This window comes from Levilactobacillus sp. LN180102 (assembly GCF_050106635.1).
Taxonomy (GTDB): domain Bacteria; phylum Bacillota; class Bacilli; order Lactobacillales; family Lactobacillaceae; genus Levilactobacillus; species Levilactobacillus brevis.
On record NZ_JBNIIX010000003.1, the window covers coordinates 71,836 to 97,662 of the forward strand.

The following is a 25,827-nucleotide window of genomic DNA, read 5'->3' on the forward strand; positions in this document are numbered from 1 at the left end:
CCTCCTAAAGGGGGATGATGATGCCAGCAAAATTTGAACGACATTTCTATCGAATGGCGACGTTTTGGTTAGGCTGGGCGTTAGTATTACCAGCCACAAGAATGTTGTGGTTAGAACCAAATGAACCATTATGGCAGGGCACTTGGCGTATTTTGCTAGTGTCTCTAGGGACAGTTAGTCTATTAACCTCACTGGTTCGTGCGAAGGTCGATAAGTGAAATCAAAACAGTTAAAAATGCGTGTCTTGCCAATTGGTGGCGAGACATGCATTTTTTGAAGGGCTTATTCAATATCAGCAAAGAAACTATAAAGCTTTTCGGTGGTCAAAGCAGCTTTGGCTTCTCCGGCTACGTCGAAAGTTACCTGCCCGTGATGTAAGACAATGAGGCGATTACCATAGGTTAGGGCATCCTCCAAGTGATGGGTGATCATTAAACAAGTTAGCTTCTCTTGTTGAACCCGTTCATTCGTCAAGTGCATGAGATCTTGACTGGTCTGTGGATCTAAGGCGGCTGTATGCTCATCCAGCAGTAGGATTTCCGGGCGTTTGAGCGTTGCCATCAGAAAGCTTAAGGCCTGACGTTGACCACCAGACAAGTTCCCCGTAGCCGTAGTTAAGCGACTATCAAGACCATTATGCATGGTAGCAGTTAGTTCACGGTAGCGGTCGAGTTGTTTATTAAGGTGCCGGGGCCGTAATCCGCGGTGCTGCCCGCGGCGCTCAGCTAATAGCAGATTCTCGGCCACGTTCATTCGGGGAGCCGTGCCTAATTTTGGATCCTGAAAAACCCGGGCTAAAAAACGCGTACGTTTCTCGACAGATTCGTGGGCAATGTCCTTGCCATTGAGGAGGATTTGACCGCTATCAATACTGAGATCACCACCGATGGCGTTAAATAAGGTTGATTTCCCAGCACCATTAGAACCCAGCACGGTGATGAAATCTCCGGCGTTAATGGTCAGGTTGAGATGATCTAAAATCATGATTTCTTCGGGTGTGTTCCGGTTGACCTTGAGGACAACGTCTTTTAATTCAAGGAGTGGTTTAGTCATTGGTATCTAACCCCCGTTTCAAAATATGCTTGAAGTTGAGAACGTTCTTGAAGACGGGCAACATCATGCAGAGTGCTAAGACGACCGAAGAAACCAAGTTCAAATCGGTGGCGTTGAAGCCTAGTTTTAGCACGATTAACAAGACGAATCGGTAGAGGATACTACCTAAAGTTACAGCCACGAGCCGTTGATTTAATGTTAAATCACCAAAGGCCACTTCACCAATAATGATGGAAGCTAGAGCAATAACGATGATCCCAATGCCCATGTTAACATCGGCATAACCGTTGTTCTGCGCGACTAAGGCGCCGCCAAAAGCAATCAGACCGTTAGAGACCATTAATCCCATGATCTTCATGTTATCGGTATTGATTCCCAAAGAGCGAGCCATGGTTTGATTATCGCCAGTGGCAATGAAGCCTTGCCCCAGTTCGGTTTGTAAGAAATAAATGACGAGAGTGGTGACGATAATCATGACACCGGCGCCGAGGACGACGCTATCGAAGTAGTGTGGTAGAGAGGCTAGAAAGTGGGATTTAAACAACGTTTCTTTTCCTAAGAGTGAGACGTTAGAACGACCGCTCATAACTCGTAAATTGACTGAGTAGCAGGCGGTCATCACTAAGATTCCCGCTAATAGAATGGGAATATGCCCTTTCGTATAGAGCAATCCGGTAATTAACCCGGCTGCGGCCCCGGCGATAAACGCCAGCAAGGTTGCCAGAATTGGATTCATGCCGTTACTAATAGCCGCGACGGCGGTGGCGGCACCTAATGGGAAAGTGCCCTCAACCGTCATATCGGCAAAGTCTAAAATTCTAAAGGTCAGGAATAATCCTACCCCGAGGACGGCCCAAAGGAGGCCTTGTCCGATTGCAGATACCATTAAACTCATTTAAAAACCTCCCCGTGGGTTTGCGCTTCTTTAACGACAGATGTTGGTAAGGTGATACCCAGCTTTTTAGCTGCTGATAAGTTAATCGCCATTTCACCTTGGCGTTCAAACTTGATTGGCATGGTTGCCGGGTTCTTACCTCGTAAAATGGCGGCCGTCATTTTACCCGTTTCAACTCCCAATTGGTACTGGTTAACGCTGAGAGTTGCAAGGCCACCAGACTTAACCATGGTATCTACGGCCGGAAAGACAGGCACCTTCTGAGCATTGGCAGCCGCAACTAATGTTTGCATCGCACTGGCAATGGTATTATCAGTTGGCACGTAGACAGCATCAACTTGGGTGACCATTTCTTCGGCAACCTGATTCAAGTCGTTGGTATTAGCGATTGAATAGGACTTTAAGCGAACGTGTTCTTTCTTACATAAAGCAACGAATTGATGGTATTGCGCGGTGGCGGAAGAATCAGATGACGTGTAGATAATTCCCAGCGTCTTCATCTTCGGCATAATTTTTTTGATCAGGTGTAACTGTGATTTGAGTGGTGCTTGATCAGAGACCCCCGTAACATTATTTCCGGGGTGACGGTTACTCTTGACCAAGTCTGCTCCTTTGGGATCAGTGATAGCTCCTAAGACGATGGGGGTTTTGCTGCTAGCGTTCGCTAACGCTTGCGCAGCTGGTGTCGCAATACCAATCATGGCATCGGCGTCTTCATTGACGAACCGGGCACTCATCGTTTTTAGATTACTTTGGTCATTTTGGGCATTTTGATAATCAATTTTGATGTTTTTACCCACATGGTAGCCTTCCTCAGCCAAGCCATGAATAATCCCCTTATGAATTGTGTCAAGGGCAGGGTGAGATAGCAGCTGTAAGATGCCAACTGTGGGGACCTTTTGCCGGGTAGCTGACTGGGGACGGCTCTCTTGAACAAAGGCAAAACAGAGAAAAATAACAATAATTCCAATTAATCCATACAGGCGTTTCATAGCGCATCAACCTCACTTGATTTTTTGCTTATCGCGACAAAAAGGGCACCCAGACCGGCTGGGTGCCCCAAAGAAAAAGGACCCGCAACACCGGATAAAACATCCGTGCAGGCCCATCAGAAAGTTAGCCGGCGCAGATGCGAAAATCGCTCTGGGAGCTCAAGTCGCATCTACATGATGACGACTTGATTACCGGCTTTGCCAACGTCCATTAAGTTCAAAGGCAGACATTTGCATTTCACTTTCCTTCCTTTCCGTTTCGAATAGATATAGTGTACGGCATTGCTGAAAAACCGTCAACCATCTTTTGTAGTTTTTTGGTATACTTGAGCGTAACTAAGCCTGTCCGTGAGGCTAAGCCCGCCCTCTGGTCGCGGTAAATTGTACCGGACACGGCTTTAAGCCAAGCAACCCACTTGTCTTAAAGCTCGGTCTTATCCTAAGCGCGCTAAAAACGCGCGCCAAGGTCAGTAAGAACCCACGGCGGGAGGATGGTCTTGTCCCATTTCCGTTTGAAAATGAATCTAATTGAAGAATAGTTTGAAGGAGGTTGTGATATGAAAGTTGCAGTGTTAACGGATACGTCAGCTGGGATTGAATTTGTCGAAGCTAAGCAACAGCAAATAACCCTATTGGCTGCACCGATTATGTTTGGTAATCGGCAATATCATGAATATCAAGATTTGCCGACGGCCGATTATTATCGGTTATTGCGACTGGCTAAGTCTAAAAAGTTGGTACCAACCGCTCCACAGATTTCAATGAAGATGGTGCACCAGACCTGTGATGAGCTAGCGGCTACGGGGGTTACTGATGTGATTGTAATTGGACCGTCACTAGGTATTTCTGGATTTGTGAATACGTTAGCGGCCTATGCTGAGAATATTACCAGTCTCCACGTATGGCCGTGGGATTCTCGCGGCATTCTGACAACTATGGGTGACCAGGCGCGATTAGCGGCAATGCTAGCTGTGCAAGGGACCACCCCAAGAGAGATTCTTGAACAACTGAAACGATTACGGGACACGACCCATAGTGCCTTTGTCGTGGATTCCATCAAACCACTTTTGCGAACGGGTGAAGTGAATGGGCATGGTCCGGGCAATGCACCACTATTGCCCGGAAAGCCAATCCTAGTTTTTGAATCCTCTGGGAAAATGCGGGTTGCCGGTAGTGCGTTGCGGTTAAAGGGTGCAATGAGTGACTTCTTGGATGATTTGGCGGCGGCATTGGCCGAAGCAGTCCCAGTAAAAGCGACTATTCTGAATGCCGATCAGCCAGAAACGACGGCACAGTGGTTAGCAACTGCTCAGAAACGGTTTCCGTCGGTTAAATTTGATGTCGCTGAAATTGGGCCAAGCTTTGGGGTACATGTTGGTGATGGTGCCATGGGGTTGGCCTGGAGCCAAGATTATCAGAGTCTAATATCCGTTGAAAATGAGAAGTAAATTAAAAGTTGGGGTTGACAGCCTCATTTTTAAATGGTTTACTAATACTTGTAAATTGATAAATGAAAGGGAACTTGCCATTATGCAATCATCATACCTCCAACATTTAAATAGCCAATTTGCCTTTAGCTTTTTCTTTAGATAGCGTTTGTGTTCAGCTCGCTGGATACGAACGCACCGCACAACTGCGTTTGTATCTATCGATTAGCTAAAGTTTTTCAACATGACTTAGCGCCAGATAGATACGGGTATAATCTATCTGGAGAAATAATATCGGGCCCGATAAAAACACCAGGTAGATTCTACTTTGAATCTATCTGGTGTTTTTGTTTATTAAATTAAAATTGAGGGGTCTCATTATGAAAAAATTATTAATCAGTAGCATCGCACTCTTAGGATTAGTCTTAGCCGGTTGTTCCAGTTATTCATCATCGTCTAACAGTAAATCATTGTCAGTTGGTATCTTACAGGTGGTGCAACATGGCTCACTCGATGAGGCACGGCAAGGATTCAAGGCTGGCCTGAATCAGCAATTGAAAGCCCACGATAAATCAACCAAGGTCACGTATCACTACTTAAATGCGCAGGGCGATCAAGCTAACTTGAACACCATGAGCCAACAGTTGGTCCAGCAAAAGAATGACCTGTTGGTTGGAATTGCCACGCCAGCTGCGCAAGCATTGGCTAAGAAGACGACCACGACGCCAACGCTGGTGACTGCTGTGACTGATTTGAAATCAGCCGGACTGGTAAAGTCTAATCAACAGCCCAATACGAATGTCAGTGGGACGAGTGATTTAACGCCGGTTGGCTTGCAATTAAAACTGTTGGCTAGCATGTCCAAAGGCAACAAACCATTGGGAATTATGTACAACTCATCTGAAGAAATTCTGTCTTGCAAGTAAACTTGGCTAAGGCCTATGCGAAGAAACATAACTTAAAGCTAAAGGTGGTCAGTGCGACGAGCACCAACGATGTGACGAGTGTATTGGCCGGATTAACCGGGAAAGTTTCAGGGCTGTATCTGCCAACGGATAATTTGATGGCTAGTGCCATGAAGACAATTGGTCAAAAGGCTAAGACCGCCAAGCTTCCCGTTGTTACCGGGTCAATTGAAATGGCCGAAGATGGTGGGACGGCAACCTATGGGATTAACTACTACGATTTGGGCAAGCAAACCGGGAAGATGGCTTATGATGTCTTAGTTAACCACAAGAAGCCACAATCTATGGCGGTTGAAACCTCTAAGAAGCTACATCTGTACGTCAATAAAGCTAATGCTAAATCCATTGGATTAGCCACAAATCAAATCAAGCAACCTTAAGAAAGGGGTTCGGTTCTATGTTAATCACCAGTATCGGTCAAGGTCTCCTCTGGACGCCGCTTGTCATCGGGGTCTTTATCACATTTAGAATTTTAGATATTCCTGATTTAACCACTGAAGGAAGCTTCCCCTTGGGGGCGGCAGTAACGGTTAGCGCGATGTTAAGTGGGCAGTCAGCTATCGTTGCCAGTCTGTTGGGTTTCTTGGCAGGGTGTATCGCTGGCTGGGTGACGGGGGTCTTGGATACGAAGCTTCATATGCCTTCCTTACTCGCCGGTATTCTGACGATGACCGGATTATATTCGGTGAACATGCACATCATGGGAAAATCCAACGTGCCACTATTAAATCAAAAAGTATTGATGAATGTTTTACCGGCGAGTTGGTCATTAGACCTGCAAACGATTGTTATTGGAGCAGTGGTGACGGGATTAGTCATTGTGCTACTCATCTGGTTATTCAAGACGCGACTGGGATTATCGTTGATGGCAACTGGTGATAATCCGGCGATGAGTGCGGCCAATGGGATTCATACTGACCGAATGGTGATTATTGGTTACATGGTCTCCAACGGGTGTATCGCCTTGTCCGGAGCGCTGATTGCTCAAAGCAATGGTTACGCGGATATTGGTATGGGAATTGGCACGATCGTTATTGGATTAGCCTCTGTCTTAGTGGGTGAAATCTTCCTACACGGTCGCCAGATGTGGTTACGATTAACCGCGATGGCGTTGGGCGCTGTGATTTATCGTTATTTATTGACCGTAGCGATGGGACTTGGATTCCCAGTCGATGATCTCAAAATTTTATCTGCAGGAATCTTAGTCGTGGTCATTTGCCTGCCGATTCTTCGTAATAAGTACCGGACCCGGCAACAGTTGAACCGTTATCTCAAACAGATTGGAGTCGATGAACATGCAACAACCAGCAGTCTTAAGCGTCAAGCATCTCCAGAAGGTCTTCTTTCCCGGGACAGCAAATGAGCGTCATGTGTTAAAAAACGTTAGCTTAGAGATTACGCCCGGAGACTTTGTTGCTGTCATTGGTAACAATGGGGCGGGCAAGTCGACACTGTTGAATACGATTGCTGGCACCTTGCCAGTCGATGCGGGTGAGATGACATTAGCCGGCCATCGGGTCACCAAGAAGTCAGTGGCTTATCGGGCTAAATGGTTATCGCGTGTGTTCCAAGATCCCAAGATGGGGACGGCTGGTGAGCTCAGCGTGGCCCAGAATCTCACGTTAGCACAAGAGCACACGGGGAGTATGAGCTTACGACGTTACCGTCGGGCAGACCAGCTGGCGGCTTATCAGGAACTTTTGCGGCCACTTGAAATGGGCTTAGAGGATCGCTTGACGACGCAAGTTAAATATCTGTCGGGGGGGCAACGCCAAGCATTATCGTTGCTGATGGCAACCCTCAGTCAGCCAGAATTATTATTGTTGGATGAGCACACGGCCGCTTTAGACCCGCAGACCAGTCAAAAAGTGATGGACTTGACGCAAAAGATCGTGACGAGTCATCACCTAACAACCATGATGATTACGCATAAGATGAGTGACGCATTAACTTATGGTAACCGGTTGGTGATGGTTCAAGACGGTCAGATTAAATTGGACGTCCGCGGCGCGGAGAAAGCCAATCTACGTGCGGAGGATTTGCTGACGTTATTTACGGCAACTGATTAGGGAGAACCTGGCGCCTAACATCAAAGGATTAATTAAATATAAAAGTCGCTTAGAAAATCAGCATGTGATTTTCTAAGCGACTTTTTTCAGATATATGCTAATAACGACAACGCGTTATTCATAAAATGTAAGGTTGTGTTGTATCGAATATCCCGGAAATGAAGATAAGCCCAACCTAAGATGCAACCGAGTAATGAATACATGATCCACGTGGTAGACAGACTGGTAACATGCATGTAGCCGAAGATCATGCCAGAGAACAGAACGCCTAAGACATTCATGACGCGAGAATTTTGCCGAAAAAAGTAATTCAGAAAAATGCCGCGAAAGATCAGTTCCTCAATCACCGGTGCAAAAAGAATCGAATAGGCCAGATTCCAGAATGGTAATTGAACAATCTGGCTATTGACGGCCGTCTGGTTAGCGGGTGTTCCCAAAATATGCGCGCTAATCAAAAGGCTCCACACCATTTGAATACCATACATGAGAAAGAAGAATGCCATCAGCTGGCCAAACCGGGTCCCCGTTAATTTGGTACGACCGAAATGGCGGGGATTGTTACTTTGTAATTGTTTTTGGTACCGCCAGGTAATGAAAGCCAAGACAAAGGCTGAATAGATCAGCATCAGCCCAATCGAACGGTTCACCACGGTGGGGTGGTTAACTTGCATCGTTGCAAACGTTAAGAGGGCAGAGTCCACGAGATAAATCAACAAGAAGCCCACCCATCTGAAGCAACGGGCAATCCAATCAAAGATTTGGTTGAAACGATTCACGGCGAAGCCTCCTATTTCTCGTATTTGCCGATTTCGATGAGGTTTTCATCAGGATCACGGACGTAGACTGAGGTCATGGGTCCCAGAGCCCCCTGTTTCGTAACCGGACCGTCCACGATTTCAACGGCATAATTGGTTAAATGCGATAAGATATTAGCTAGCGGATCGGTGGCAATAATGGCAAAGTCAGCTGCGCCAATCGTGGGATGATTAGCCACGGGGAGATGCGGAGTATCGCTTTGTTGGAAGTTAAGCTTTTGTTTACCCACCTTAACGCCTTGACGACCATCGTCAAATTCAATGATGGGGAGGTCAAAGACTTCATGGTACCAGCGAATAGACCGTTCAATATCACTCACGGTCAGGGTTAAATGGTCAATATTACGAATATTCATAGTCAGTCAGTCCTTAAGCAGTAAATTTCACCTATTATATCACAGATGATAGGTAGCCTCCTAGGCCATGAAGTTGACGAACCCCCGTATTTCGTGGTAAGTTACTACCTATATAAGTTTTAGGATTAAAGCCTGACGCTGTCGGGCTTTTTTCTGCGTAAGAGAAGAAGGGAAGGATACACGTGCCACTATTAGAAGTTGACGATCTCAGTATGAGCTTCGCTGATAAGAAACTCTACGAGAATGCCAGTTTTACCCTCGAAAAGGGCGAACACATGGGTGTCGTCGGGCAAAACGGGGTTGGAAAGTCAACCTTAATTAAGATTATTACGGAACAGGAACTCCCCCTAACTGGGACAGTTAGATGGCAAAAAAAGACGCACATTGGTTATTTGGACCAGTATGCCGATATTCCTGATGGAATGACATTAATTGATTTTCTTCATACGGCCTATGCTGATTTGTATGCCATGAATGACCGCATGACGGCCATGTATACGGAATACGCTGAAACGATGAACGACAAGCTCTTAGAACGCGCGGGCCGGATTCAAGAAGAACTAGACGCCCGGAATTTCTATGACGTTGAAACTGAGATCGAACGGGTGATCTCAGGGTTGGGCCTGGACGATATTGGTCGGGATCACGCCGTCGCTAAGATGTCTGGGGGCCAGCGGTCGAAGATTATTTTGGCTAAGTTATTATTGGAAAATCCTGACGTTATTTTACTTGATGAACCGACCAACTACTTAGATGTGGCCCACATTGCGTGGTTGGAAGATTATCTGAATAATTTTGACGGAGCAGCACTCATCATTTCTCATGATTATGATTTTTTACAGAATGTGACGAATTGTATCATCAACGTGGCTTTCGGCCAAATTACCAAGTATCGGGGCAGCTTTAAGCAAGCCATGCGCCAACGGGGTGAACGTGAAAAGGCCCAGCAACGGGAGTTTGATAAGCAACAGGTTGTGATCGAAAAGGCGGAACGCTTTATTCGAAAGAATAAGGCTGGTTCAAAATCAACAATGGCCAAATCGCGGGAAAAGATGCTTAATCGATTGGACCGGGTCGATCCACCTTCGACCAATGTGCAAGCCCATTTTGATTTTCCTTATCAAGAAACGGGTTCGCAAAATGCTTTAGTCGTTGACGAGTTATCCGTGGGATATGATCGACCATTACTTAAACCGGTAACCTTCTCCGTCACGACCGATCAAAAGGTCGGGTTGACCGGATTTAATGGTGTCGGGAAGTCGACATTGATTAAGTCAATTCTGGGGATTATCAAAGCTAAGGGTGGCGAGGCGCACTTCTCACCGTCCGCACGGATTAGCTACTTCAGCCAAGATTTAGTGTGGGATAATAACCAGCAAACACCGCTACAAATTATCCAAGCCAAATACGAGAAGTTACCTCAAAAGGCGATTCGCACGAAGTTATCCAAATGTGGTTTGGATTCCGCTAACGCGATGAAACCCATTGGTGAGCTCTCAGGGGGCGAACAGACCAAGGTTAAATTGGCCTTAATGGAATTTGAGCCAGCCAACTTCCTGATTATGGATGAACCGACTAACCATTTGGACGATGAAACGAAGCAAGCTTTAAAACAGGCGATTAATGACTTTCCTGGCAATGCCATCATTGTTAGCCATGAGGCCAGCTTCTATACCGGGTTAGTCGATAAGATTTTAAACGTGGAAAAGTTGAGTTTGCGTAATGGCTCAACCAACTAGATGTCACTGAGATTACGTTTTGGTAAAAAGCATTCCCTTTTTCAGAAAAATCCGTTAGAGTTAACGCTAGAGATGAAAAAATCGATAAAGGACGGAAGAGCATGAGACGTTTTAGACGGTTATTGGTAATTGTCGTATTAATTGTTGCTGTGGCAGCGGGGATTAATCGTGTGATTCAAAAGAGTTCGGCGGATGATGCGACCCAGTCGACCGCACAACCCACGACCAAGAAAAAAACAACCACCACGAAGGCTAAGACCATTAACTGGCGTCAGCCGTCAGAAAACAAAGCCTATCCGAACTTGAAGCAACATCCGGATGCTTGGCTGGATGTTAATACCAGCAAACAACGGGTCTATATTCGGGATGGCCAACAGATTCTATACACGATGTATTGCTCAACGGGGGTTGGTAAGAACAAGACGCCGCATGGAACGTACCATATTCAAGCGGAACGCGGCAAGTTCTTCTATAACCAAGGTTCTGGTGAAGGGGCCCGTTATTGGGTCTCTTGGAAAGACCATGGAATTTACTTGTTCCACAGCGTGCCAACGGATGCCGACGGTAATTACATCAAGAAAGAGGCTGAGGAACTAGGGAAGACTGCCGCTTCTCATGGATGCGTGCGCCTGTCAGTTGCCGATGCCAAATGGGTTTATAATCACGTCCCTTATGGGATGAAAGTTGTTATTCACGATTAGAAATCAGCGGGATCGCTACAGCGAAAGTTGTGGCGATTTTTTTACTATAAGTAACTAAAAAAGGATTGTTAAGCTTAAACCTTAAATTGTGTCAAAAATAAAAAGCCAACCATCGCCTTTCAGCGTCGGTTGGCTTTTTAGATTAATCGTTAAAATTATTGGCTTCCACGTCGCGAATAAACGTTGCCAAGTGATCGTAATACACAGGGGCATTATCGATCATGTGGTGGTGGCCACCTTCAGGGGTAGTCACAAAGCGAGAGTGAGGGATAAGCTCTGCCATTTTCTGACCAGTTGCCAATGGCATGGTTTCATGTTCCCCAAACGTCAAGAGGGTTGGCACTTGAATATCCTTCAAATGATCACGGAAGTTCCATTCAGCCAGCTTTCCCTTGATGACAAATTCATTGTCACCTTGGAAGGCACCATAGACGTCAGTTGCCATCGTACTGATGAGGTGAGAAATAGCGGCTGGCTTTTTCCGGTCAACGTAACCGTCATTTAAGATGTCAACATAGCTCTGGTACTTGGCATCGTCGTAGTTACCTTCAGCCTCGATTTGTTTCATGTAAGCGACTTGGTCTGCCGTTAAAGCCGTTTCCCGAATATGGTTAATACTTTCCACGTATTCGTCAATGTTATCGACCATGGAGGAAATAATGGCGCCCTTTAAGTGTTGACCATACTTAGCTGCGTACATTTGAACCAGTGCGCCACCCCATGATTGACCAATCAGATAGAAGTCATCAATGCCCAGCTTTTGCCGAACTTCTTCAACTTCGTCCAAGTAGTAATCATACGTGAGATACTTCTTAGCAATTTCTGGGTCACTGTAGTCAGGTTGATCAGAATACCAAGAACCTAATTGATCGTACATGTGAACTTGAACGTTCAATCCTTGGGCGGCCAACTGCTTAGCCGTGTCTTCCCAGTATTCATGGTTGCCACCAGGGCCACCGTGTAAAGCGAGTAAATGAATGTCGCCAGTGCCTTGGGTATTGGTCCAAAGATGGTAGCCGTTATCAAGTGTGATAATTGTGGTCCCTTGTTTCATGAAAAATTCCTCCGTTTCTGTCAATGAAGTTAATTATTAGTCTATCACTATTCGCGTGAATTCCAAACTGTGGTGGCTTAATCGGTGATGAATGGTACGTGAAGCGCCGACTGGCCTAACTGAATGGAGTACTGCAAATCCTGATTACCACGGACGGTCATCCCAAAGTCGGTCGCATAAATAACGAGCCCCAATTGATGACCGGCTAGTAACCGGTAGTGGGTGGGCTGTAAGGTGACACTCAAATCATAGAAGGTATTGGGTTTGAGTTCATCCACTTGATAGGCGTTGGTTCGATTTTGCAGATTCCGGTGACCTTTGGTAATCATTTTCCATGGCGTGGTTGCAGCCACAGTAAATTCGCGCAGATTGTCTTCACGCCAGCGATAGCCTTCATCCAAGCGGATCCGTAAAGGTGTTGGACTGACGCCTAATCGTTTAGCATCACCATAATCGACTAATTGGAAACTGAGCAGTCCCAGTGGCTGGTTAACCGCGACTTGCAAGTCAATGGTGGGCCGACCGTCTAAGACCAAGTCGTCGGTCAAAACGGCCGATTTGAACAGCAGCCGGTGCTTAAACATCGCGTTATGTTTATCGCCGAGTAAATCGGCTTGCCACTCGTCAATGTGGTGCGTGTAATGATTAAATTGATCGACTGGTAATTGATCGTTAAAGCTGGTGGCCGCCGCAGGGGTGTGATCACTGGGGGCGACTAACTCGTCAGCTTGAAGGTTAAAGTGCTGAACCGGATTGCTAGGGGCATCCCAATCAGGGTACGCTTGCCAGGTTTCTGGCGTCACATTATCTTGGATGATGACATTAGGCAATAAAGTTTCAGCGTGATTGTCAACGCCTAACAGTTCATGCGTCAGCCATAGGTTTACGATATCCGTGTAGTCAATCGACCGAAAGGCATTGATATAAATATGCTGGCCTTGATGCAAGATCAGTTTCTTAGTCACGGGCAAGTCGCGCACAGCCCGCCAAAGATTATTGACATTTCGTGGTTTTACATTCCAGTCGTTTAACCCGTGGACGAGCAACAGATCAGCTTTAATATTTTTGGCATTTTTGAGATAGTTGCGGGCATCCCAGAAGCGGTTGTAATTGCCGGTCACTCGGTCTTGATTCTGAGTGATGGCGGCTAACTGATGTTGCCATTTTTCTTGAATCCGGTGATAATCACCGGCTAGAAGTTGCCGACTAAAGGTTTCTTCGGCCAACACGTCGGCGTCTTCACCGGGAAAGCCCCCTGGGGCAACGACCAAACCGCCATCACGGTAATAATCGTACCAGTTGGAAATGGCTGCTTCACTGATAACGGTTTTAAGACCAGCTACCCCAGTTGTTGCGGCTGCCGTTGCTAAGGTGCCAAGGTACGACCGGCCGGTCATGGCAACTTGATGGTTACTCCACCAAGCCGGAATGGCCTGAGTTGCATTGCGGGTAGTAAAGGCAGTGCGGTTGCCAGCTAGCCATTCAATGATGGCAATTGTTGAGGTGGTCTCTTCCGGATCGCCAGTGGTCCGTAACCCGTCTGAGTCTTTGGTTCCAATACCGGCCGCGTAGACGACGGCAAACCCCCGGGGTAAGAAATAGTCGTTGAGGGTGTATGATTGCTCACGAGCAAACGTTTCTGCCGCAGTGTGGGTTGTCGCTGTCACTGGCCGTGCATCTGGCAGCGGGGTGGTCACTGGCTCAGCCGTGACGTCGGCTAAGGTTGTGGCCGCTGGCTGCTTGGCAGTGAGCGGAACGTTGACGTTGTGTGTCAGGGCTTCTCCTGCCTCGTCGTTAGTCCCCTGATTGTAAGGACTAGCCGTATACAGGACCGGAACCTTGAGTCCGTTAGCCGTTTCAGCAGGTCGGATGACTTCGGCTTTGAGCAAGTCACGGTGGCCGTCATGATCCGTATCCTGCGGGCTTTCAACGTAAACCACTTCATGAATTAATTGGGTCGTATCAAAGACGGCCTGGGCCTTACCATTGAAGATGAGGGGCTTAGGCACGCTGTTATCATGAATGAGTGGTGCAAAATAACCGTGTGTGGTCAATTGATCTAAGAAAGTCTGACCAGTTTTGTTGTGCGTGGTGAGTAAGACGTACCACGCATTCATTAATTCATTTAAAGTAAAGGTCGTTCCTTCATGGTCAGCCACGGGTAATTGAATCTTAGTCATGGCTGCTAATGGATCGGTGAGCTGAAAGTCTAAATCTACCGCAAAGCCGAGTCGTTGCAGGGCCAGATTATAGAAGACATCAACCGGGACCTGCTCATGGGTGGTCAAATAGGTTAGGCCATCAGTTTCAGGCGTTGCCATGAGGTTACTGAGCTGTTGAGCAACCACGCTGCTGGTGGTGTACTCGGGCCAACTCCGGTCGTAGAAATCCCGTAGAAGGTCGCTTGGCGTCGTAAATGACAGATTGGTGTCATCTAAGAAGTGAATCTGTTGAAGTTCCACGCGCGCTTGATCCAGCGTGGTTGGTCGAATTGCAAATTGTTGATTGCGCATAAATCTTCGCCTACCTTTTAAGTTAGAAACGAGTGACTAGGCCTGGTCGTTTAAACGACTGTGGCGCAGACCATAACTAAAGTAAATAATGAGTCCTAATGCAAACCAAATACTAGAGGCAATCCACGTTTCCGCGGGAAGCTGGAGCATCATGTAGAAACATAAGAGTCCAGAGACAATGGGTAAAACGGGATAAAAGGGAACTTGGAATCCCGTATTATGCGGCAAGTTATCGAGATGTCGGAGCCGGATAATCCCAAAGGAAACAAAGAGGAAAGCAACCAACGTCCCAATATTAACCAGATTGGTCAATTGAGCTAAGGGGACGAAGCCACCTAAAACAGCGATGACCACGGTAATGACGGCTAAACTGTGTTTAGGTGTTCCGGTTTGGTGATCGATTTTTCCCAAGAACTTAGGCAATAAGCCATCGCGACCAACGGAATAGATGAGCCGTGAAGAACTATAGATCATGGTGACCATCATGGTAAACATGCCGGCCAGCGCACCCAATGAGATAATGCCGGAAGTCCAGTTTTGATGAACCAGCGTTAGGGCAAGGGCTACGGGATCGGCAACGTTAAGCTTGGTGTAATGCACCATACCGGTTAAAACGATGGCCACCATCATGTAGAGGACGGTAGCGACAATCAATGTTCCGATAATCCCGATGGGCATGTTTCGCTTGGGGTTCTTGACTTCGGCAGCTGAAGCTGAGACGACGTCAAAACCGAGATATGCGAAGAAAACGGTCGAGGCCCCCCGAAGAATTCCCTTGGAACCGAATGGCGCAAATGGTTGCCAATTAGCGGGTTTAACATAAAAAATGCCGACCACCACAAATAAAATAATAATAGCAATTTTAACAATGACAATCGCGTTGTTAATCCGCATGGATTCGCGCATACCACGATTCAGTAGCCAGCTGATGAGGAAGACGACTAAAATGGCAATGATATTGCCATAGGTGCCATGACTGGGATCATAAGGTCCTGTGATGGCAGTCGGTAGGTTGACCCCAAACCCAGCTAGAAAAGATTTAAAGTAAGCGCCAAAAGCGTTGGCCACGGCTGCCACAGCTAGCACATATTCCAAAATCAGTGCCCAACCAAGAATCCAACCGATGATTTCCCCGAAGACGAGATTACCGTAAGAGTAAGCCGATCCGGCCACTGGTAAAACCGAAGCGAATTCGGCGTAACACATGGCGGCCGTTGAACAGACCACAGCGGCTAGGAGAAAGGATAAAACGATCCCGGGGCCACTATACTGGGCAGCAATTGTCCCCGGAAGAATGAAAATCCCAGTACCAATCACGGCACCAATCCCGAGTGACATCAAATCTTTTGCTGACATGGTCTTGGCAAAATGCTGGTCACTTTTTAAGTAATTATCTAAATTTTCGCGGCGAAAGATGCGCGCAAGTCCCATAAAAACCCTCCTTAATAAATGGTGATATCTCGGATAGTGTACCCTAGAGTTAAATTAAAAGTCAATGAGAGTTGGGACTTGTTTTAACAAAAGTCAGGTAAAGGACTCCCATTACAGACCATTTCGATTTAAAATGAAAGGAGTTTAGTCAATTCTGAGGAGGCAATGACGCATGATTACCGAAAGAGCAAGTGGGGCTGTCGTGTACCGGCTGGTAGATGGGCGGCTTGAATATTTATTGTTAAAAAGTGCCACCAGTAATTTCTGGGGTTTCCCTAAAGGCCATGTCGAAGGGGACGAAAGTGATCTGCAAACGGCCGTACGTGAGATAAGGGAAGAAACCCAATTAGATGTAGCCATCAATCCAGACTTTCATGCAGATTTGGATTATGACATGGTTAATGGCCACCATAAGCATGTGGTCTTGTATACAGCGTTAGTGCCAGCGGACAGTGTCATTGAGCGACAAACAGTTGAAATCAGTGCGTTTGACTGGTTTGATTACGCGACGGCACGTGACACACTGAGTTACGACAACTTAAAGGGCTTGCTGGATCAAGCTAATACCTATTTGGAGGATTATCATCATGCATAAGGTACTGGTGATTACCGGCGCAACGGGAACGGGAAAAACCACCGTCCAAGATTACTTGGTTAAAAACTACCCTGTGACAAAAATTGTGACCCATACAACCCGGCCACCACGTCAGGGAGAAGTTGATGGTGTCGATTATTACTTTGAAGATGAGGTAAGCTTCCAACAAAAGCACTACTTGGAATCGGTCGTATATGCCGGTTATCATTACGGGTCGTCGCGCGAAGGAATTGCGGCAGGATTTGAACGGGCGCCGTTTGCTGCGATTGTTTTGGATACCAAAGGCGCGATCACTTACGCCCAAGAGTTAGGCGATCAGGCCGTGATTATTTTCCTAACAGTTAGTGATTCAGAGCAGTTAGCGGGTCGATTAAGCCAACGGGGTGATGACAAATCGATGATGGCTCAGCGGTTGGCTAGTCCAGAGTATCGCCGTGATTTAAAGATGCCCTTAGCCTTAAAGGGCCGGGCTGTTCAACTAAACAATGATCATTGGCAACAGACACAACTCAAGTTGGATGCGCTCATGACGACGCTTGAGCAAGACCAAGCAGTTGATAGTTGAGTTTCGCGATAAATATGCTAAACTAACAAGGAATTCGGGTTTCAACCGAACGGGTTACCGACAGGGTTAGGTCTAACAAGGAGGCACCCAAAAATGGCAGAATCGCTAACCGCCGCAATGACGATTTTACGGCAGAATAAATTAAAAATAACCAAGCAGCGTCACGCCTTACTAGAGTTCCTATTAACGAATCAGGCACATTACACGGATGTGGTTACAGTTGATGCTTACATGCGAACGGAATTTCCTGGGATGAGTCACAATACGGTTTATCGTAACTTGAAAGAGTTCGAAGAAGTGGGAATCGTTGAACAGAATACCGAACAGGAACGGACTCGCGTGAAGTATCAGTGTGACTTTCATCATCAGCATCACCATCATTTCATCTGCCAAAATTGTGGCAAGGTGATTGAATTACAGATGTGTCCCATGGACTTTTTTACGGCTCAATTACCAGACTGCAAGATAACGGGACACAGCTTTGAACTTTATGGGATTTGTGGAACCTGTCAGGCGGCAGGCGTAAAAGAGACCACTTTAGTTAAAAATTAAGGTAATTTTGAAAAAAACTTGAGCTTCTTGTGGCACAATAATAGAAGTAGGTAAATCGTAAGGAGGAATTGTGTATGGCGTATCGAACACCACCCTTTATCACGCCATTTGCCATTGTCTCGATGGCACTAGCGCTCGGGGCAACGAATGTGGTAACCAATACGGTGACCAAGACGAATGAAGGGGCCGCACGCGTTTCTTCTACTAGCTCGTCTCTGGTCAGCGGCATGTCATCTAATGATTCGAAGAAAAAAGCCAGCGATGACAGCAAGAAAAAGGATTCAGATTCATCAAAGAAATCTTCAGATAGTAGTGACTCCTCTTCAAAAGACAGTAGTAGTGAGTCATCGACGACGGATACACAAAGCTCATCGGCTAATACGACTTCTGAGAAGGAGTCTTCTAATGGGACGACTGGGAATACTGGATCTACGGGAACCACGTCCAAAAAGAAGACGTCATCCAGTGCGGCTAGTTCATCAGATGGGACGACGAATGATACAACGGACGATACGACTGATAATACAACGAATGATACGACTGATGATACTGGATCGGGTACGTACAGCCACAATACGTATAGTGCAACGACTAATGGCACCAATACGACTGATCAATAATAACGAAAGGGGGATCGGTAATGCTAAGCTTTCTTGATATGGTCAACCATTACTTAGGTTATATCAATGTGAATGCCAAGATTAAGAATCGGGTTTATGTGATTCTAGGGGCCTTGGGTGACCTCTATTTGTTTTATATCGCCATTCGTTATCTGCAAAATGGTCATCCATTTTGGGGGTTACTAATCTTGCTGGTGGCCTTACTGCTCTTGTACTTTGTGTACTTGAATGGCATGTATTACTTCACAGAAAAAAAGGCGCCCTTCGATATTTCTCCGAAAATTGAAAAATGGCTGCACATTAAGCCTAAAGAAGAGGAGACAACCGGGCAGCAGACTATTCATGGCCGGAATATCCCGGCTAATGGCTACTTTGATGAAAAGAAAATCTTGCCAGGAAAATTAGCGTCAACGCCAAGTGATGTGCAAAATATTCAAAATTTGGCTACGCAATTGCAACAAGCTCGGCTCTTAAAGCTGGATTATTCTGGCTTGGGTGATCGTGAGATTATGGAGCAAACGACTAAAACGGGCAAGCCGGTTTATGCGTCAGGACCGGGAACACTGATTCCTTACTTTGAGATGCAGCCGGAAGGTAACCAATTGGTGGTTTATGCCGGAATCAATCAAGCTGATAAGCAGCGGGTTGGTACGGTCAGCACGGTGGGATTGCAGAGCGTGGCCGATGTGCGTGATCAATTTGAATTGTACCTAGCTAACGCGACGTTAGTAGGTGGTCCCTTTAAGGTGTTAGGCCGGACATCAATGATTGAACAGGCTAACGATTTTGAAGTGGCCGTTCAGTTGGCGTATAAGCATCAGCGGGATCGCGCCACAGGCGATCGGAAGTCGACAGCTGGTGAAGGCAGGCGTCGGGCCCGTTATTCGACCGATAGCACTGAATCATCAGCGACTGATGAACCGATGACACGGACGTCTCGGTATCATCATTAAGGCATTCTGCGATTAATGGCAAGCAGTGATTTGCCGATCCAGAATTTCAATACTTGAATAATACAGAAAGGCTGAGACTTAGTTCTCGGCCTTTTTTGCTGGGAACAGCGTCAAAAATAATAAGTGTTAGAATTTATAACATTAAACTGTCAGGTGCTTTCTTGAACATAATTTTTTTTGAAAGGTGTTAAGTCCGTGGTATACCTAACTTTTACCCCCTCAAAACATCAGTAGTGAGTTGTATCTTAAGGTTGTTTACTTTGACCGGGTAATTTTTTTGGTTTAAACTTTAATTTAGCAACTAAAAACCAGTCCTACGGGATTGGTATGGAGCGCTAGTCCACCGACCGAACGGTAAACTTTAACTAGTGGAGGGAATACTTATGTCAATGATTGAATTTCACAACGTGGAAAAGTATTACGGTGATTTTCACGCGCTACACAATATTAATTTAACAATTGAGGCAGGGGAGACGGTTGTTCTAATCGGTCCTTCTGGTTCTGGGAAGTCAACGTTAATTCGAACAGTTAATGGTTTGGAAGAAATTCGGCATGGGCAATTGATTGTCAATGGTCAGGATCTTGCCAACCCCAAGACGGATATGAACCGGATTCGTAAGAACGTGGGAATGGTATTCCAACACTTTAATTTATACGCTAACAAGACAATTCTGGAAAACATCATGTTGTCACCACGAATTGTTTTGCACCGTGGTGAAGAAGAGAATAAAAAAGTTGCGATGGAAATGTTAGATCGGGTTGGCTTAGCTGACCAAGCACCGAAGATGCCATCACAACTTTCTGGGGGCCAACAGCAACGTATTGCGATTGCCCGCTCACTGGCAATGAAGCCTAAGTGTCTGTTATTCGATGAGCCAACCAGTGCGCTTGATCCCGAAATGATTGATGATGTGCTGAATGTTATGAAGACGATTGCGCAAGACTCCAGTATGACGTCGCTTGTCGTTACTCACGAAATGGGCTTCGCTCGAGAAGTGGCTAACCGAGTAATCTTCATGGCGGATGGACGGATCTTGGAAGATGATTCCAAAGAGAAGTTCTTCGACGGTGAACCAAGTAATGAACGGGCTCGTCAATTCTTAAGCAAGATTATTACACACTAATCAGGGGAGGAAAGCTCGTATGAAAAAATGGATTCGTAGTTTGAGCCTCCTACTGTCATTGGTTGCTTTAACGGCCGTTATTAGTGGGTGTGGGAGTACGGCGTTGTCTTCACGAAATGTTTGGAAGACGGATCAAAAGTCGAAAACCATTACTTGGGGGGTTAAAGCGGATACGCGATTATTCGGGTTGCTAGACACCAAGGACGGTAAAATCAAGGGATTTGAAGTAGATTTAGCTAAAGCATTAACCAAGCAGATGCTGGGGAAAAATGCCAAGGCCAAGTTTATCCAAGTAACCAGTTCGACGCGGATGCCGATGCTTAAAAACGGCAATATCGATGCCATTATTGCCACGATGACCAATACAGCAGAACGACGCAAACAAGTTGATTTCTCGAATACTTATTTCTATGCCGGCCAGTCATTATTGGTAAAGCAAGGCAGCAGCATTAAGAATGTCAAAGATCTGAACAAGCAAAAGGGAACGGTTCTAGGGGTTGTTGGATCGGATTCCGTTGAAAATGTTCAAAAGGTTGCGCCAAATGCAACGGTCTTGCAGTTAACCGACTATGCGCAAGCAATGACTGCATTGAAGTCTGGTCAAGGGCAAGCGTTGACGACTGATAATGGGATCCTTTACGGGATGTCAGTACAGAACCCGGGCTATGTAGTCACCGGTGGTACCTTCGTCTCTGAACCTTATGGGATTGCTATGGATAAGAACCAACAACAATTTGAAGCAGCCGTCAATCAGGCTTTAAAGGAAGTTCGGGATAACGGCGAATACAACAAACTTCTTCACAAGTGGTTCCACAACGTGAAGGGCTTTGACTATGAGGAGGCGGCTAAAGAATGATTCATATCTTTCAAACATATGGAGGCACACTCCTTTATGGTTTAGGTCAGACGTTGTTATGTAGCCTGTTAGCACTCATCTTTAGCTTGATTATTGGGACATTCTTTGCCTTGCTGGAAGAATCACCTAGCAAATTTGGCCGTGGTGTTGCACGAGTTTATATTGAAATTTTCCGGAATATTCCGCTACTGGTTATCACCATGTTCTTTTACGTGGTTTTCCCGCTGTATGTGATCAAAATGAACGGATTTACAGCTGGGACGATTGGTTTGACCCTGTACACGTCAGCCTTTATTGCTGAAACGGTGCGGGCTGGGATTCAATCAGTTGATCCAGGCCAGATGGAAGGGGCCCGGGCTAACGGGCTATCTTTCTGGCAAGCTATGCGCTACATTGTTTTACCGCAGGCTTTCCGTTACGTGATTCCACCACTGGGAAATCAATTCGTGAACTTGGTTAAAAACTCATCAACCTTAGCCTTTGTGGGTGGGTTTGATCTGATGTACCAAGGGAATGTCATTGCCTCGAGTTCTCTAGAGACTATCGCGGCGTATTCAGCCGTTGGGGTGCTTTACCTGGTGATCACGATGCCGATCAGTTACTACATGCGCTACTTAGAAAAGCGCTTAGCTTAAGGGGAGGGGACATATTATGTTGCAAAACTTTATCGCGGCTTACTCTCCGGATAACTTACGCTACCTGTTCGGTGGACTAGGCATTACCATTTTAGTATCGGTGATTTCAATTATCGGTAGTTTTATTATCGGCTCGATTCTAGGGGTCATTCGTTATGTCAAAATCAAGTATGTATCAGCCATCGTTGGGTTTATCATTGATGTGATTCGGAACCTGCCATTGATTTTGATTCTGTTCTTTACGTACTTTGGACTCCCCAACTTAGGGGTGAAGCCCGATGTCATTCCGGCAGCGATTTTGGCCATGACCATCTTTGAATCAACGATGTTAGCCGAGATTGTGCGTTCCGGGATTCAAGCGGTTGATCCAGGCCAGATGGAAGGGGCCCGGGCTAACGGGTTAACGTATTGGCAAGCACTGTGGTACATTGTTCTGCCACAAGCGCTAGTTAAGATGATTCCAGCGCTAGTGAGTCAATTTATTTCCCTGGTTAAGGATACGTCATTGGCAACGATTATCTTGCTGCCAGAAATGCTCTTCCGCTCCCAGATTATCTATGGGCAAAATACCAACTACATTATTCCAATGTTTGTGGCCATTGCGGTTATGTACTTTATCGTTTGTTACTTGTTATCAGTACTAGCTCGGTACTTAGAAAAGCGCCAAGCTTAAGTTGAATTGGTTTAAGACAAAAAGCACGTCAGAAGTTAATTTCTGACGTGCTTTTTCGTTGGGGCTAAGGGGTGACAACATACTGCTTGAATCGATTGAAGTCGGTATCTTGGAGTTCCACTTTTAGGGCGGTTCCTGTCGCTTCATAACCCGTTGATAAGACATTAGCGTGATCGTTCAAGTAGGCGACCACATCACCATCAGCGAAGGGAATTAAGAAATCTGCTGTGACATAGTTGTGAAAGACCTTTTCTTTGAGCGTCTGAACCAGTAATGCAATTGAGGCGGGATCTTGTGCCGAAAGGATTAACTGGTCACCCGCTCGACTGGGATAGGTGGCTTCAGTCAAATCAGCCTTATTGAAGACCGTGACCATGGGCACATCGGTAACCCCAATGTCGTGCAAGGTTTGTTCGGTTGTAGCCATCATAGCTTCCTTGTTAGGATCGGCGTAGTCAACAACTTGAACCAAAAGATCGGCATTGGCGGCTTCGGCCAGTGTTGAGCGGAAGGCTTTGACCAATTGTGTGGGTAATTGACTGACAAACCCAACCGTATCACTTAAGAGCAGTTTCTTTTGATCGGGGAACGTTAGCTGCCGGACGCTAGTATCCAACGTTGCGAATAGCATATTTTTAACGAAGACTTGTTTTTCGTCACTTTTACCAAATTCACGAACTAATGCATTCATGAGCGTTGATTTGCCGGCGTTGGTGTAACCAACCAAAGCCACGGAAGGCAGTTGGTTACGCTCACGTTGTTGCCGTTGCGTCGCTGCCGCTTGATTAATTTCTTTTAGCTCATGATTAACGTGGGTGATGGCGCGTTGCAGGGTTCGTCGACTGATTTCAGTCTGTGATTCACCAGCACCACGGTTGGTAAAGCCCCCACCGCCGCCACTCCCAGTCTGTTGATCCAGACGTTGTGAAGCACTGGTGTGTAGCCGCGGTAGCTGGTACTGTAATTTTGCCAGTTGTACTTGAAGTTTGGCTTCGCGAGACTGGGCTCGATTGGCAAAAATTTCCAAAATGAGGCCAGTGCGGTCGATGATCCGAGCTTTGGTTACCTTTTCCAAATTACGGATCTGACTAGGCGTAAGTTCATCGTTAACCACAACGGTATCGACGCCATCGTCAGCGACAATCGTTGCCAGCTCTTCAACTTTTCCGGTACCAAAGTATGTCCCGGGTTGAGGCCGTGACAGGGCCTGCTGCACCTCTTCAACGACGGTCATGTGATTTGCTTCCACCAGGTTCTTTAATTCAGCCATTGCGTAATCAAATGTCGCTTGACCAGCATTTAACCCAATTGTGATGACCGGTGTTCGTGGGGTTTCTTCCAAGAGATCACCCTCCTTATAAATGTCTATGTGTTGAGTATACCATGCCGAATGGGATTCCAGTAAGGATTAGCGGTGGAAGCCCAAAATCTAGCTTTAATCAGTATTAAACAGGGGAGCAGATAGAATAAATGCCTTAAATTAAAATTCGGTATTGATTCTAATCTAATTTTAATTTATAGTAGACTGCATACACAAGAACCACTGAGGAGTTGGAATGAGTATGCAGGTTAGAGCAATGATCAAGTTAGGCACGGTGGCCGCGCTAACGGCGATTTCGTTAGCGGCGTGTGGCACGTCATCTAAGCAGTCACAGAATCAAACCTTAACGTGGATGGAGACGTCGTCGCTACCAACCATGGATAATTCGTTGGCAACGGATGTTGTTTCTGGCGAGACCCTGAATAACACAGGTGAGGGCTTGTTGAAGTTTGGAAAGAATAGTAGTACCCATCCGGGGGTAGCCAAAAGCTACAGTAAGTCGAAGGATGGGAAGACCTATACGTTTAATCTCCGGAAGTCCAAGTGGAGTAACGGGGATCAAGTAACGGCCAAAGACTTTGTCTATGGTTGGCAACGGACAGTGAACCCGAAGACCGGCTCGCAATACGCTTACCTGTATGCTGATGTCAAGAATGCCAATGCCATTATGAAAGGGAAAAAGCCGGTTTCAACGCTAGGCATCAAGGCAGTTGGCAAGTACAAAGTGGTTGTAACGTTAACCCACGCGGTTAGTTATTTCCCAACTTTGGTTGCCCAAACAGCCTTCTTCCCACAAAATAAATCTGTTGTTGAAAAGTACGGCAAGAAGTATGCCACAAATGCTAAGGACAATGTCTATAACGGAGCTTTCAAGCTCACTTATTGGACAGGAACATCTGATAATTGGACGCTGACTAAGAATCCAAGTTATTGGAATGCCAAGTCTGTCAAATTAAAGCACGTTAAGTTTAGTGCGGTAAAGGATCCGCAGACGGCGTTGAGTCAGTACCAGAGTGGCAAGCTAGATGCCATTTACTTGAGTGGACAACAACCCAAGAACTACAAGAACAGTAAGGATTACCACGCTCGGAATGGGTCACGAGTGGCTTATCTTGAATTGAATCAAAAGAAGGACTCAATGTTACGTAATAAAAAGGCGCGTCAGGCCTTATCATTGATTATTGACCGTAAGCAATTTGTCAATAAAGTTTTAGATAATGGTTCTAAGATCGCTAATGGGATTGTTACAAGTGGACTGGCAATCCGTAATGGTAAGGACTTTGCGAGTGAAGCTAGCACGGCTAGCGCAACGGAGCACAATATTGCTAAGGCGAAGAAGCTATGGAAAGAAGCCCTAAAGGAAACGGGTCGTTCCAGCTACTCGTTGACCTTAATGGCTGACGATACTCCTGAAGGCAAGAGTACGACTGAATATGTTCAGAGCCAGTGGTCCAAGTTACCCAATTTCAAGGTGACTAATTCAAATCTACCTTACAAGACGCGATTAGCGCGATCCGCAGCAGGCCAATTTGATGCAGTTGTGACACTCTGGGGTGCGGACTTCCCAGATCCAATTACGGATCTATCGCTATTTACATCAGATAACTCATACAATAATGGTAAGTGGTCCAACAAGCAGTATGATCAGTTAATTAAGGCCGCGACCACCACTAACGCGAACAAACCGGCGGCCCGGTGGCAGAATCTAATCGATGCGCAGAAGATCCTATTAAACGATCAAGGGATTATTCCAGTCTACCAAGCAGGCAAACCTCAATTGATGAAATCTAAGGTTAAGGGCGTCGTTTACTTCCCGGTTAGTTCAAATTGGGACTTCAGTAAAGCTTACATTGCTAAGTAAATTGTGTTCGTTGATGGGTAACAAACGTGTGGGCACGTTCAACGAAGCGCTGATAAAAAGAT

The 25,827-nt window shown here is 46.2% G+C and carries 25 protein-coding genes and 1 pseudogene; 17 read left to right on the forward strand and 9 right to left on the reverse strand.

Features of this window, described 5'->3' with window-relative positions:
• Positions 1-20 precede the first annotated feature (20 nt).
• Positions 21-218, forward strand: a complete 198-nt coding sequence (locus ACP4IT_RS02825) for a hypothetical protein (RefSeq protein WP_011668411.1) — start codon at positions 21-23, stop codon at positions 216-218.
• A gap of 64 nt (positions 219-282) precedes the next feature.
• Here the strand turns inward: ACP4IT_RS02825 and ACP4IT_RS02830 are convergent, their stop codons facing one another.
• From ACP4IT_RS02830 to trpX, 3 genes are read right to left on the reverse strand one after another with little or no spacing between them, the layout of a single operon-like run.
• The gene (locus ACP4IT_RS02830; RefSeq protein ID WP_011668410.1) at positions 283-1,053 is read right to left on the reverse strand and encodes an ABC transporter ATP-binding protein; all 771 of its coding nucleotides are present in this window, start codon (positions 1,051-1,053) and stop codon (positions 283-285) included.
• A complete protein-coding gene (locus tag ACP4IT_RS02835; protein ID WP_011668409.1) occupies positions 1,046-1,948 on the reverse strand; it encodes an ABC transporter permease in 903 nt (300 codons plus the stop codon). Before ACP4IT_RS02835 ends, ACP4IT_RS02830 begins: the two co-directional genes overlap by 8 nt.
• Complete coding sequence (gene trpX, locus ACP4IT_RS02840; RefSeq protein ID WP_015474148.1) at positions 1,945-2,940, reverse strand: tryptophan ABC transporter substrate-binding protein; 996 nt, start codon at positions 2,938-2,940, stop codon at positions 1,945-1,947. Before trpX ends, ACP4IT_RS02835 begins: the two co-directional genes overlap by 4 nt.
• 557 nt (positions 2,941-3,497) lie before the next feature.
• Here trpX and ACP4IT_RS02845 point away from each other — a divergent pair.
• From ACP4IT_RS02845 to ACP4IT_RS02860, 4 genes and pseudogenes are all read left to right on the forward strand, one after another.
• Entirely contained in the window at positions 3,498-4,388 is an 891-nt protein-coding gene (locus ACP4IT_RS02845) for a DegV family protein (RefSeq protein ID WP_015474147.1), read from the forward strand.
• Between the two features lie 359 nt (positions 4,389-4,747).
• Positions 4,748-5,712: pseudogene (locus tag ACP4IT_RS02850) on the forward strand (ABC transporter substrate binding protein).
• Between the two features lie 17 nt (positions 5,713-5,729).
• Positions 5,730-6,695, forward strand: coding sequence for an ABC transporter permease (locus tag ACP4IT_RS02855; RefSeq protein ID WP_015474145.1), 966 nt, complete (start codon positions 5,730-5,732; stop codon positions 6,693-6,695).
• Entirely contained in the window at positions 6,628-7,401 is a 774-nt protein-coding gene (locus ACP4IT_RS02860; RefSeq protein ID WP_024526500.1) for an ABC transporter ATP-binding protein, read from the forward strand. The genes ACP4IT_RS02855 and ACP4IT_RS02860 overlap by 68 nt, the downstream gene beginning before the upstream one ends.
• Before the next feature lie 86 nt (positions 7,402-7,487).
• On the opposite strand, the gene ACP4IT_RS02865 is transcribed toward ACP4IT_RS02860, so the two are convergent.
• Positions 7,488-8,177 (reverse strand): CPBP family intramembrane glutamic endopeptidase, encoded by a 690-nt coding sequence (locus ACP4IT_RS02865; RefSeq protein ID WP_082265373.1) that lies wholly within the window; start codon positions 8,175-8,177, stop codon positions 7,488-7,490.
• Between the two features lie 11 nt (positions 8,178-8,188).
• On the reverse strand, positions 8,189-8,572 hold the full coding sequence (locus ACP4IT_RS02870; protein WP_011668402.1) for a VOC family protein: 384 nt from the start codon (positions 8,570-8,572) through the stop codon (positions 8,189-8,191).
• Between the two features lie 212 nt (positions 8,573-8,784).
• Between ACP4IT_RS02870 and ACP4IT_RS02875 the strand changes: the two genes are divergently transcribed.
• Together ACP4IT_RS02875 and ACP4IT_RS02880 are read left to right on the forward strand one after the other, a co-directional pair.
• Positions 8,785-10,311, forward strand: coding sequence for an ABC-F family ATP-binding cassette domain-containing protein (locus ACP4IT_RS02875; protein ID WP_041815913.1), 1,527 nt, complete (start codon positions 8,785-8,787; stop codon positions 10,309-10,311).
• Between the two features lie 101 nt (positions 10,312-10,412).
• Entirely contained in the window at positions 10,413-11,012 is a 600-nt protein-coding gene (locus tag ACP4IT_RS02880; RefSeq protein ID WP_011668400.1) for a L,D-transpeptidase, read from the forward strand.
• 142 nt (positions 11,013-11,154) lie between these two features.
• On the opposite strand, the gene ACP4IT_RS02885 is transcribed toward ACP4IT_RS02880, so the two are convergent.
• From ACP4IT_RS02885 to ACP4IT_RS02895, 3 genes are all read right to left on the reverse strand, one after another.
• Positions 11,155-12,066: a proline-specific peptidase family protein gene (locus ACP4IT_RS02885; protein ID WP_021741567.1), complete on the reverse strand. Its 912-nt coding sequence runs from the start codon at positions 12,064-12,066 to the stop codon at positions 11,155-11,157.
• A gap of 77 nt (positions 12,067-12,143) precedes the next feature.
• Positions 12,144-14,579, reverse strand: coding sequence for a Xaa-Pro dipeptidyl-peptidase (locus ACP4IT_RS02890; RefSeq protein WP_087609564.1), 2,436 nt, complete (start codon positions 14,577-14,579; stop codon positions 12,144-12,146).
• 36 nt (positions 14,580-14,615) lie between these two features.
• Positions 14,616-16,010, reverse strand: coding sequence for an APC family permease (locus tag ACP4IT_RS02895; RefSeq protein WP_011668397.1), 1,395 nt, complete (start codon positions 16,008-16,010; stop codon positions 14,616-14,618).
• 172 nt (positions 16,011-16,182) lie between these two features.
• Here ACP4IT_RS02895 and ACP4IT_RS02900 point away from each other — a divergent pair, with 172 nt between their 5' ends.
• From ACP4IT_RS02900 to ACP4IT_RS02940, 9 genes are all read left to right on the forward strand, one after another.
• Complete coding sequence (locus ACP4IT_RS02900; protein WP_015474140.1) at positions 16,183-16,605, forward strand: bis(5'-nucleosyl)-tetraphosphatase; 423 nt, start codon at positions 16,183-16,185, stop codon at positions 16,603-16,605.
• Entirely contained in the window at positions 16,598-17,170 is a 573-nt protein-coding gene (locus ACP4IT_RS02905) for a guanylate kinase (protein ID WP_015474139.1), read from the forward strand. The genes ACP4IT_RS02900 and ACP4IT_RS02905 overlap by 8 nt, the downstream gene beginning before the upstream one ends.
• Positions 17,171-17,263: 93 nt before the next feature.
• On the forward strand, positions 17,264-17,722 hold the full coding sequence (locus ACP4IT_RS02910; protein ID WP_011668395.1) for a Fur family transcriptional regulator: 459 nt from the start codon (positions 17,264-17,266) through the stop codon (positions 17,720-17,722).
• Positions 17,723-17,796: 74 nt separating this feature from the next.
• Entirely contained in the window at positions 17,797-18,342 is a 546-nt protein-coding gene (locus ACP4IT_RS02915) for a hypothetical protein (protein WP_011668394.1), read from the forward strand.
• Between the two features lie 20 nt (positions 18,343-18,362).
• Positions 18,363-19,295: a DUF6681 family protein gene (locus tag ACP4IT_RS02920; RefSeq protein ID WP_087612919.1), complete on the forward strand. Its 933-nt coding sequence runs from the start codon at positions 18,363-18,365 to the stop codon at positions 19,293-19,295.
• Between the two features lie 383 nt (positions 19,296-19,678).
• Positions 19,679-20,419 carry an amino acid ABC transporter ATP-binding protein gene (locus ACP4IT_RS02925; RefSeq protein ID WP_011668392.1) on the forward strand — a complete coding sequence of 247 codons (741 nt, stop codon included), beginning with the start codon at positions 19,679-19,681 and terminating at the stop codon, positions 20,417-20,419.
• 19 nt (positions 20,420-20,438) lie between these two features.
• Positions 20,439-21,275, forward strand: coding sequence for a transporter substrate-binding domain-containing protein (locus tag ACP4IT_RS02930; RefSeq protein ID WP_128491905.1), 837 nt, complete (start codon positions 20,439-20,441; stop codon positions 21,273-21,275).
• Positions 21,272-21,910: an amino acid ABC transporter permease gene (locus tag ACP4IT_RS02935; RefSeq protein WP_011668390.1), complete on the forward strand. Its 639-nt coding sequence runs from the start codon at positions 21,272-21,274 to the stop codon at positions 21,908-21,910. The genes ACP4IT_RS02930 and ACP4IT_RS02935 overlap by 4 nt, the downstream gene beginning before the upstream one ends.
• Before the next feature lie 19 nt (positions 21,911-21,929).
• Positions 21,930-22,583 (forward strand): amino acid ABC transporter permease, encoded by a 654-nt coding sequence (locus tag ACP4IT_RS02940; RefSeq protein WP_024526509.1) that lies wholly within the window; start codon positions 21,930-21,932, stop codon positions 22,581-22,583.
• A gap of 64 nt (positions 22,584-22,647) precedes the next feature.
• On the opposite strand, the gene hflX is transcribed toward ACP4IT_RS02940, so the two are convergent.
• Positions 22,648-23,925, reverse strand: a complete 1,278-nt coding sequence (gene hflX, locus ACP4IT_RS02945; protein ID WP_085762919.1) for a GTPase HflX — start codon at positions 23,923-23,925, stop codon at positions 22,648-22,650.
• A gap of 220 nt (positions 23,926-24,145) precedes the next feature.
• Here hflX and ACP4IT_RS02950 point away from each other — a divergent pair, with 220 nt between their 5' ends.
• Entirely contained in the window at positions 24,146-25,765 is a 1,620-nt protein-coding gene (locus ACP4IT_RS02950) for a peptide ABC transporter substrate-binding protein (RefSeq protein ID WP_011668387.1), read from the forward strand.
• The last annotated feature ends 62 nt before the right edge of the window (positions 25,766-25,827 follow it).